7 protein-coding genes are annotated in these 10,543 nt (G+C 68.7%); 1 reads left to right on the top strand and 6 read right to left on the bottom strand.

From position 1 onward, the window contains the following. The 5 genes from GA0115240_RS13080 to GA0115240_RS13060 all read right to left on the bottom strand — a co-directional run. On the bottom strand, positions 1–1,638 hold a 1,638-nt coding region (locus GA0115240_RS13080; RefSeq protein WP_256069794.1), incomplete at its 3' end, for a glycoside hydrolase family 13 protein. Between the two features lie 127 nt (positions 1,639–1,765). Continuing rightward, the gene (locus GA0115240_RS13075; RefSeq protein ID WP_093736851.1) at positions 1,766–2,659 is read right to left on the bottom strand and encodes a carbohydrate ABC transporter permease; all 894 of its coding nucleotides are present in this window, start codon (positions 2,657–2,659) and stop codon (positions 1,766–1,768) included. A gap of 15 nt (positions 2,660–2,674) precedes the next feature. Further along, positions 2,675–3,634, bottom strand: a complete 960-nt coding sequence (locus GA0115240_RS13070) for a carbohydrate ABC transporter permease (protein ID WP_093736850.1) — start codon at positions 3,632–3,634, stop codon at positions 2,675–2,677. 87 nt (positions 3,635–3,721) lie between these two features. Next, positions 3,722–5,137: an ABC transporter substrate-binding protein gene (locus GA0115240_RS13065; RefSeq protein WP_093736849.1), complete on the bottom strand. Its 1,416-nt coding sequence runs from the start codon at positions 5,135–5,137 to the stop codon at positions 3,722–3,724. Between the two features lie 332 nt (positions 5,138–5,469). Continuing rightward, positions 5,470–6,498, bottom strand: a complete 1,029-nt coding sequence (locus GA0115240_RS13060) for a LacI family DNA-binding transcriptional regulator (protein ID WP_093736848.1) — start codon at positions 6,496–6,498, stop codon at positions 5,470–5,472. Positions 6,499–6,670: 172 nt separating this feature from the next. Here GA0115240_RS13060 and GA0115240_RS13055 point away from each other — a divergent pair, with 172 nt between their 5' ends. Then, on the top strand, positions 6,671–8,950 hold the full coding sequence (locus GA0115240_RS13055; RefSeq protein WP_176725058.1) for a discoidin domain-containing protein: 2,280 nt from the start codon (positions 6,671–6,673) through the stop codon (positions 8,948–8,950). Positions 8,951–8,968: 18 nt separating this feature from the next. On the opposite strand, the gene GA0115240_RS36825 is transcribed toward GA0115240_RS13055, so the two are convergent. Next, entirely contained in the window at positions 8,969–10,342 is a 1,374-nt protein-coding gene (locus tag GA0115240_RS36825) for a PucR family transcriptional regulator (protein WP_370673327.1), read from the bottom strand. Between the last annotated feature and the right edge of the window lie 201 nt (positions 10,343–10,543).

The following is a 10,543-nucleotide window of genomic DNA, read 5'->3' as shown; positions in this document are numbered from 1 at the left end:
GGCGCGCAGCCAGACCGCCGTGTCCGCCGGGACGCGGCCGTCCTCGGCCAGCGGGCCGCTGGTCAGCAGGATCTCCTCGTGGGCCGGCAGCGCCACCGCGGTGGCCGCCAGATTCAGGAAGCACACGAAGCGGTCGGTGCGGCGGAAGGCCAGCACCCCCGGCTCCGAGTCCAGCCAGCTGATCGGACCGTCCCCCAGGCCCGGCTCCTCCTTGCGCAGCCGCAGCGCCGCCCGGTAGAGCGACAGCATCGACGCGGGGTCGGCGGACTGGATCTCGGCGGTGCGGGCCGCCCAGTCGGCCGGCTGCGGCAGCCACGGCTCGGTGGAGCCCTCCGGGCTGAAGCCGAACGGCGAGCTCACCCCGGCCCACGGGATCGGCACCCGGCAGCCGTCGCGGCCCGGGTCGGTGCCGCCGGAGCGCAGGTACATCGGGTCCTGGAGCTTCTCGGTGGGGATGTCCTCCACCTCCGGCAGCCCCAGCTCCTCGCCCTGGTAGACGTAGACCGAGCCGGGCAGCGCCAGTGTGAGCAGCGCCGCCGCCCGCGCCCGGTGGGTGCCCAGCGCCAGGTCGGTGGGTGTGCCGAAGGCCTTGGTGGCGAAGTCGAACCCGGTATCGGCGCGCCCGTAGCGCGTCACCGTACGGGTCACGTCGTGGTTGCACAGCACCCAGGTGGCGGGCGCGCCCACCGGCTCGTGCACCGCCAGCGTGGTGGTGATGGACGTCCGCAGCCGGTCCGGCTCCCACGGGCAGGCCAGGAAGTCGAAGTTGAAGGCGGTGTGCATCTCGTCGGGGCGCAGGTAGTTGGCGAAGCGCACCGCGTCCGGCAGCCACACCTCGCCGACCAGGATGCGCGCGCCGTCGTACGAGTCGGCGATCCGCCGCCAGCCCCGGTAGATCTCGTGCAGGTCGTCCCGGTCGATGTACGGGTGCGGGGCGGCCGGGTCGTCGGACAGGTCGGGCAGCAGCGGGTCCTTGGAGACCATCGCCGCGGAGTCGATCCGCACCCCGCCGGCGCCGCGGTCGAACCAGAAGCGCAGCACGTCCTCGTGCTCGGCGCGGACGTCCGGGTGCTCCCAGTTGAGGTCCGGCTGCTCGGAGTCGAAGAGGTTGAGGAACCAGTCGCCGGGCGTGCCGTCGGGGTCGGTGGTGCGGGTCCAGGCCGGACCGCCGAACTGGGAGGGCCAGTTGTTGGGCGGCAGTTCGCCGTTCTCGCCGCGGCCCGGGCGGAACCAGAACCGCTCCCGGGCCGGGCTGCCGGGTCCGGCCGCCAGTGCCTCGCGGAACCACGGGTGCGCCGCGGAGATGTGGTTGGGCACGATGTCGATGATCGTCCTGATGCCGAGGGACACCGCCTCGGAGATCAGCTTCTCGGCCTCCGCGAGCGTGCCGAACACCGGGTCGATGTCCCGGTAGTCGGCCACGTCGTAGCCGCCGTCGGCCATCGGCGAGGGATACCAGGGGTTGAACCAGAGGGCATCGACGCCCAGCTCGGCCAGGTACGGCAGCCGGGAACGCACGCCGGCGAGATCACCGGTCCCGTCGCCGTTGCTGTCGGCGAAGCTCCGCGGGTAGACCTGGTAGATGACCGCGCCGCGCCACCAGTTCTCGTCGGCCTCGGGCTGAGGGGTGTCTGCCACGTCAACGTCCTTTCGGGCAGGTGGGACCCCGCCGCCGGCCCCTGATGGCGGGGATGTGGGCATGAGGGCCGGCGGCGGAGTGCTGATGGGTGGTGCGTTCGTCAGTGCGGGGTGCCGGAACGGCAGGTCAGCCCTTGAGGCTGCCGGCGGTCAGACCGGACATGATGTTGCGCTGGAAGAGCAGGAAGATCAGCAGGGTCGGCAGCGCCGAGATGGCGAGCGCGGCGATGAGCACGTTCTCCGGGACGCCCTGCGACAGCGAGTTGATGCCGAGGTTGATCGGCTGCTTGTTCGGGTCGGGCTCCACCAGCATCGGCCAGAGGAAGTCCTTCCAGACGTTCACCACGGCGAAGATGGACACCACGCCGAGGATCGGCCGGGACATGGGCAGCACGATCGACCACAAGGTCCGCAGCGGGCCGGCGCCGTCGATCGCGGCGGCGTGCAGCAGGTCCTGCGGAATCGAGTCGAAGAACCGCTTCAGCAAGAAGATGTTGAAGCCGTTGGCCACCGTCGGCAGCCAGATCGCCCACGGCGTGCCCACCAGGTTGAAGTGCAGCACCGGCAGGTCGAGCACTGTCGCGTACTGCGGCACGATCAGCACGGTGGAGGGGATCATCAGCGTGGCGAGCATGCCGCCGAGGATCGCCTTGCCGAAGATCGGCCGGAGCTTGGAGACCGCGTACGCCGCCGCCACGTCGAAGACGAGCTGGAAGGCGAGCGCGCCGAACGCGTAGTACATGGTGTTGAAGAGCAGCCGGGCGATCTTCAACTGGGTCCACGCGGTGTGGAAGTTCTTCGGCTGCGGGTGCTTCGGGAAGAAGGTGGGCGGATTGGCCACCACTTCCTGGGCGGATTTGAAGCCGCCGGTGGCCATCCAGTAGAGCGGGCCGAGGAAGACCAGCGTGAAGACCACCACGATCACGCTCAGCACGGTCCAGTAGACGATTCTCCCCTTGCGGCGGCTGAGCGCGGCCGAGGAGATCAGGGTGCGGTTCTGCGAGGAAAACGTCGCTGCCATGGTCCTTTTCCTTCCTCAGTCGCTGTCGGCGTTGCGGCTGACCCGGGTGTAGATACCCGAGAAGATGCCCAGAACGACCAGCAGGAAGAGGCCGAGCGCCGCGGCGCTGCCGAGGTTGTTGTAGCGGAATCCGTACTGGTAGACCATGTAGACGACCGTCATGGTGGAGTTCTCGGGCCCGTTGCCCCCGGTGAGCAGGAAGACGTTGGTGAATTCCTGCATGGTCGCGACGATCTGGAGCAGCAGCATGAGTGAGAGCACCATCCGGGTCTGCGGGATGGTGACGTGCCAGATCTTGCTGAACAGGCCGGCGCCGTCCAGGTCGGCGGCCTCGTACAGCTCACCGGGGATGTTCTGCAGCGCGGCCAGGTAGATCAGGGTGGCGCTGCCCAGGTTCAGCCAGGTCGCCGCCACCACCACCGAGATCATCGCGGTACTGGACGAGTCCAGGAATTGTGATGTCGGTAGGTGCAGGTGCTTGAGAATGCTGTCGAAGAGCCCGTAGTCGGGATTGTAGAAGTACTTGAACAGCAGCACGCCCGCCACCGGCGGGAGCATGACCGGCAGATACACCAGAATCCGCAGGTAGGCCTGCGCGTGCTTGAGTTCATTGAGCACGATCGCTATCACGAACGGAACCGCGAAGCCGATCACCAGCGCCATGCCGGTGAACTCCGCGGTGTTCTTCCAGGCGGTCCAGAAGTACGGGTCGTGGTAGACGCGGTCGATGTTCTTCCAGCCGACCCAGTGGGTCTCGCCCCGCTTCTTCTCCTGGAAGCTCATGATGAATTCGCGGACCATCGGGTACCACGAGAACATCAAGAAGCAGAGCACGGCGCCGATGAGGAAGCCCTGGGCCTGGAGGTTCTGCCGGACTTTGCGGCTGAAGCCGCCTCGGGCCGGACCGCCGGCTGGCCCGGAGGGGCGCCCGGCGTGGCGCTTGGTCAGATTCTCGGGGACGGTCGTCGCCGCCATGGGTGCTCCTCGACTGAATTCGGTACCGGAAGCCGATGCCGCCCGAGCGGGGGCCGGTCGCCGACCGGCCCCCGCTGGGCTGTGCTGTTACTGGCTTGCGGCCAGCAGCGAGTTGACCTGCGTCTCCGCGGTGGAGAGCAGCTTGTCGATGTTGGCGCTCTTGTTGGTCAGAACACCCGACATCACGGTGTCGAGCACGGTGTAGATCTTCTGCGCGTTCGGCGGCTCGGGGAGCACCGGCACCTGCGCGTCGACGTAGGTCTTGAAGTTGTCGACCGGGATGGTGGCGCTGGCGGTCTTGAGCGCGGTGTCCTGGTCCTTGGCGGCACCGGTGAAGAAGAACGGCTCCGGCAGACCCACGGGCAGGCCGTCCGCCTTGTTGCGGGCGTAGTTGAACTGGCCCTTGCCGAGGGTCAGGAACTTGAAGTTGACCCAGGCGATGCCGGCCTTGATCTGGTCCGGCGTGTCGCTCTTCTTGAACATGTAGTCGTTGCCGCCGAAGAGCGCGGTCTGGCCGCCGGGGATCGGCGCCATGCCGAGGTCCTTGTAGTCGGCCTTGTACTGCTGGACGACCAGCGGGACGTCGTCGGGGGCGCCGACGTACATGCCGATCTTGCCGGTGCCCATCGCCTTCTGGACGTCACCCCACTGCAGACCGGGGGTGGCGGGCAGGCTCTTGTCGGTCCAGCGCATCTGCTGAAGGGTGGTCAGCACCGACTTGGTCTGCGCGTTGTTGAAGGCGGCCTTGGTCGCGTCGTCGTTCACGGCCTTGCTGCCGACACCGAACATCTCCGACACCAGGTGCCAACCGCCCTGGTTGCCGCCGGCGTTCTCCATGAAGCCGTTGATGCCCTTGCTGCCCAGCTTGTCCTGGATCGTCTTGGCGTCGGTGCGGATCTCGTCCCAGGTGGTCGGGGGCTTGTTGGGGTCGAGCCCGGCCTCCGAGAAGATCTTCCGGTTGTAGATCAGGCCCATCTGGTAGTTCGAGGTGGGCAGACCGTAGAGCTTGCCGCCGTCCTTGAGGACGTTCAGCACACCGGAGTCGATGTTGTTGAGGTTCGGGATCGTCTTGGCGTTGATGTAGTCCGAGATGTCGGCGGCCTGGCCGGAGTCCAGCACCTGCTGGAGGTCGGTCATGTACGTGTAGAACGTGTCGGTCTCGCTGCCCGCCTGGAGCTGGGCGGTGAACTTGGCCGGGTCCTCACACGGGAACGCGTCCTTGCTCTTGACCGTGACGTTCGGGTACGTCTTGTTGAACTCGGCGACGTCGTCGATCCACTGCTTGCGCTCGGCCGCCTTGGTGGTCGGCGGCTCGCAGTCGACGCTGATGGTCACCTTGGTCTTCGGGTCCAAGGGAGTGCCGGCGCTCGAGCCCGCGGCGCTCGGCTTGCTGCTGCTGTCGCCGCCGCCCTTGTCGTTGTTGCTGGAGCACGCGGCGCCGGTCAAGCCGATACCTGCGACCAGTGCGACTGCCACCAGTCTGCGGTAGCCGTTTTTTGTCATCCTCTTCTTACCCTTCCCCTGAACCACTGCGCGTCGTTGGACTGCGATCTGGGACCCCCGCGGCACGTGATGCACATGAGTCCGGCGCCCGTTTGCGCCGCCGTCCCGGGTTGGCTCAACGTACTTAACCCGATAGATGTCCGCAAGATGTCGCGCGAATTTCGCAAAGACACGACTTGGTCACGACGCTGAGCGGCGTACGGCTGACAGCGAACCCCCGCTCGTCACAGGCCCGATACGGCCCCCAGCGGACCGTGTGCGGCCCGCAGACGACGGAGCCGGGGCAGGGAACGATTCCCTGCCCCGGCGCTGTGCTGCCGTGGATGTACGCGCTACGCGGTGGCCGCGCGGGTTTCCGGATGGGGGATGCGGGCGGTGTGCGGAACCGGGCCGGTGGAGCCGCGGACCACCAACTCCGGTTCGAAGAACAGCTCGTCGTGGTCGACGGAGGCACCGCTGATCTCGCCGGCCAGCAGGTCGACCGCGGCCCGGCCCATCGCCTCGATCGGCTGCCGGACCGTGGTCAGCGGCGGCTCGGTGCAGTTCATCAGCGAGGAGTCGTCGTAACCGATGACCGAGACGTCCTCGGGCACCGACAGCCGCCGCCGGCGGGCGGCCCGGATGCAGCCGAGCGCCAGCAGGTCGGAGGCACAGATGAAAGCGGTGATGCCGCGGGTCAGCAGCCGGCTGGCGGCGGCCTGCCCCCCTTCGAGGGTGAACAGCGCGTGCTCGACGGTGACCGAGGGATCCACCCGGCGGGCGGCGGCGAGCTTGCGGCGTGACGGTACGTGGTCGGGCGGGCCGAGAACCAGCGCGATCCGCTGGTGGCCGAGCGAGATCAGATGGTTCATCGCCTGCTCCACCGCCACGGCGTCGTCGCAGGAGACCCGCGGGAAGTCCAGATGGTCGATGGCGGCGTTCATCAAGACGGTGGGCAGGTTGCGTTCGGCGAGGCGGGCGTAGTGGTCGTGCGGAGACTCGGCCTGGGCGTAGAGACCGCCGAAGAAGACCACCCCTGACACGTGTTGCTGCAGCAGCAGCTCCACATAGTCGGCCTCCGAGACGCCTCCGGCGGTCTGCGTGCACAGCACAGGAGTGAAGCCCTGCTGGGCCAGCGCACCGCCGACGACTTCCGCGAAAGCGGGGAAAATCGGGTTCTGCAGCTCGGGCATGACCATGCCGACCAGCCGGGCGCGTTCCCCGCGCAGCTGGGTGGGCCGTTCGTATCCGAGCACGTCAAGGGCGGTGAGGACCGCGGCCCGTGTCGCGTCGGAGACTCCAGGCTTCCCGTTCAGCACTCGGCTGACGGTGGCCTCGCTCACCCCGACCTTCTTTGCCACCTCGGCAAGTCGTCGTGTCATGGCGTCGATTCTAGTACAGGAAGCGCAAGATTCTTGCGGTCATTTTGCGAGATCTCTGCAAGTCATCCAATTTTTGCGAAATCCGATCGAGATATTGCTGTGTCATGTTCGTCATCCGTATGGTGGCCCGCATCTCACGCGACACACGCCAGAAGGGACACCCCACACCCCCATGGACACCAGACGTCGCTCATCGGTCTGGCTCGCCACGGCGACCGCGGCAGCGGTGGCGGCCGGCGGTCTCGCCCTCGCGATGACCGCCCAGAGCGCCACCGCGGCCCCCACGGTATCGACGGTCTCGCCCTTCGATGTCAGCGGTGGCGCCACCGTGCCGTTCACCGAGTACGAAGCCGAGGCCGCGGCCACCAACGGGTCGGTCATCGGCCCCGATTACACCCAGTCCACGGTGGCCTCGGAGGCCTCCGGCCGCCGTGCGGTCACCCTCAGCGGCACCGGCAAGTACGTCGAGTTCACGCTGACCAAGGCGGCCAACGCGGTCGACGTGGCGTACAACCTGCCGCGCGGCGCCTCCGGCACCGTCTCGGTCTACGTCAACGGCACCAAGATCGGCACGAAGCTGCCGGTCACCGCCCAGTACTCGTACGTGGACACCGGCAACATCGCCGGCTCGAAGACCCACCACTTCTTCGACGACTCCCGTATACAACTGGGCCAGAACCTGGCCGCCGGCGCCAAGGTCAGGCTGCAGCTCGACTCCGGCGACACCGCCTCGGCCACCATCGACCTGGCCGACTTCGAGCAGGTGGCCGGCGCCGCCGCCCAGCCTGCCAACTCGATCTCGGTGGTCACCGACGGCGCCGACGCCAGCGGCAACGGCGACTCCACCCAGGCGTTCCGGCAGGCCATCTCCGACGCCAAGGCCCAGGGCAAGGAGGTCTGGATCCCGCCGGGCACCTTCACCCTCACCTCGCAGATCCCGGCCGACAACGTCACCCTGCGCGGCGCCGGCAACTGGTACTCGGTGGTGCACAGCTCGCACTTCATCGACCAGACCAGCGCCACCGGCAACACCAAGCTGTACGACTTCGCGGTGATCGGCTCGGTCAGCGTCCGCAACGACAACTCGCCGGACAGCTTCGTCACCGGCAGCCTCGGCCCGAACTCCGTGGTCCAGGGCATGTGGATCCAGCGCGAGAAGTGCGGCCTGTGGCTGACCGGCAACAACACCAACCTGCTGGTGCAGAACAACCGGATCATCGGCACCACCGCCGACGGCATCAACCTCGACGGCAGCGCCAGCGGTGTCCAGGTGAAGAACAACTTCCTGCGCAACCAGGGTGACGACTCGCTCGCCATGTGGTCGCTGGGCTCGCCCGACACGGGCAACACCTTCAGCAACAACACCATCGTGCAGCCCAACCTGGCCAACGGCATCGCGATCTACGGCGGCAGCAACAACACCGTCAGCAACAACGTGATCGCCGACACCAACGCGCTGGGCAGCGGCATCGCCATCTCCAACCAGGCGTTCCTGCAGCCGTTCAACCCGCTGTCGGGCACCGTCACGGTCTCCGGCAACACCTTGATCCGTACCGGCGCGCTCAACCCCAACTGGGGCCACCCGATGGGCGCGCTGCGCGTCGACAGCTACGACTACGCGATCAGCAACAACATCCAGATCAGCAGCACCAAGTTCATCGACAGCCCGTACAGCGACTTCGAGTTCGTCTCCGGCGGCGGCCACGGCTACACGATCAGCGGCGTCACGGTGAGCGGCGCGACCGCGTCGGGCACCGGCACCGTCGTGGTGCAGGCCGAGACCCCCGGCTCCGCGTCCTTCAGCAACGTGACGGCCACCGCCACCGGCGCGACCGGCGTCTACAACTGCTCCTACCCCACCAACCTGCCGGCCTTCACCATCAACAAGGGTGCGGGCAACAGCGGCTGGGACGGCCTCTGGGGCAACTGCAGCACCTGGCCGCAGCCGGGCGCCGGCTCCACCGGTGGTGCCACGGGCGGCACCACCGGTGGCGGCACCACGCCGCCCACCACGCCGCCCACCACGCCGGCGGGCGGCAACCTGGCGCAGGGCCACTCGGCCAGCGCCTCGTCCACCACGCAGACCTACACCGCGGCCAACGCGGTGGACGGCAACGCCAGTACGTACTGGGAGTCGGCCAACGGGGCCTTCCCGCAGACGCTCACCGTGGACCTGGGCGCCGCGAAGTCGGTCGGCAAGGTGACGCTGAAGCTGCCGCCGTCCACCGACTGGGCGACCCGGACCGAGACACTGAGCGTGCTGGGCTCGACCGACAACAGCAACTGGGCCACGCTGAAGGCTTCGGGCGGGGTCACTTTCAACCCGGCCTCCGGCAACACCGCGACGCTGACCTTCACCGCCGCGAACGAGCGCTGGATCCGCCTCAACGTCACCGGTAACACCGGCTGGCCGGCCGGCCAGATCTCCGAATTCGAGGTGTACTCCTCGTAGTTTTCCCCGGCCCAGCCATCACACCCGGCGGCGGTTCCCCTTGCGGGGGCCGCCGTCGGGCGTTTCGCCGTGCTCGCGCAGGTGCAGCGCGCGCAGCGCGATCTCGGTGGCGAACCGCTCGTCGGGATCGGCCAGTTGATCGCCGAAGGCCCGGTCCAGGATGCGCAGCCGGTAGCGGACGGTCTGCGGGTGCACCCCGAGCTGCTCGGCGACCTGGACGGCGGTGCCGCGGGTGGTCAGCCAGATGCGCAGGGTGTCGATCAGCCGCGCCCGCTGGGTCGCGGTCAGCCCGGCCAGCGGGCCGAGGTACTTGCGGGCGATCTGGTCGGCGAGCGCCGGATCGCCGAGCAGCCACAGCGGCAGCAGGTGGTCCTCGCTCATGGTCACCGCGTCCCGGCCGGCGTCCCCGAGGCCGGGCCGGACACCGGTGCCGCCGCGGCTCGCGGTGCCGTGGACGGCGCGGGCGGCGCGGTCCGCGGCGGTGCCGTGCCCGGAACCGTGCGCCGTGCCGTGCCCCGTGCCGTGTCCTGGGCTGTGTCCCGTGCCGTGTCCTGGGCTGTGTCCCGGGCCGTGCGCCGCGTCCAGTTCCGCATCGTGCCCGAGCAGGCCGGCGTCGGCGAGGGCGAGGGTGTGCCGGGCCCAGCGCAGCGAGTCGGCGGCCTCGCCGAGCACGGTGGTCAGTCCGACCGCGGCCCGGCAGCCCTTGAGCGCGATCGCCAGCGAGGCGCGCCGCTCGTCGGTGAACGGCCCGGGGACCAGCAGATGCGGCTCGGGGTCGGCGAAGTCCAGCAGGACGTCCTTGTCCAGCGCCGCCCGCGACGGCCGGGTGTCCGGGGCGAGCGCCACCAGCGTCACCTCCTCCGGCAGCGGCCACGCCGAGTGCTCGGCCAGTTCGGCCAGCGCGCTGCGGGCCACCGCGGTACCGCCCAGGATCCGCCGCAGCAGCCGGCGCCGCCGGTTGTCCGGCTCCTCGCCCAGTTCCGCCAGCGCCTGCACGTAGCCCTCGCGGGAGAGTTCGGCCAGGTCGCCCATGTACGCGAACAGCGCGTCGGCGAAGGTGAGCATGAAGGACGCCGACAGGTTGTAGCGGCGCCCGACGGTACGCACCCGGCGCAGCGCCACCTGGCAGCCGATCCGGTACGCGGCCTGGAGATTGTCCAGGCTCCGGCCCTCGTACGCCTCGAAGCGGCCGAACTGGCGGCACAGATCGTCGCGCAGCGCGGTGGTGGCGGTGGGTGCGGCCACCCGGTCCACGAAGGTGGCGATATTCTGCTCGATCCCGATTTTGATCACCCGGGCGTTCGGGCCTTCCAGCAGGTGACCGTATTCGGGGATGGCCGTGACGATTTCCGCCGCCATCTCTTTTAATAAGCTGGGCAGTTCCGGTCTCATCACGGCGGCGAACTCCCGTGGAATCGGACCCAGCGGTTCCACCTGATCCGGAGTCTGCCGCGTGACGGGCATACTCGTGCCCCCTCCCAGCCGCTGCGTTGCGTGGTGACGGCAACATAGACCAAACGTGCACTGAGCGCAGCCCCCCGGTCACGGAAACGTTCCCATCGGGGCCCGCGCGGGCGGCCCGCGGCGGCGCTG

The organism is Streptomyces sp. DvalAA-14, from assembly GCF_900091855.1.
In the GTDB taxonomy this organism is placed as follows: Bacteria; Actinomycetota; Actinomycetes; order Streptomycetales; family Streptomycetaceae; genus Actinacidiphila.
This window is presented reverse-complemented; position numbering and strand designations above follow the sequence as displayed.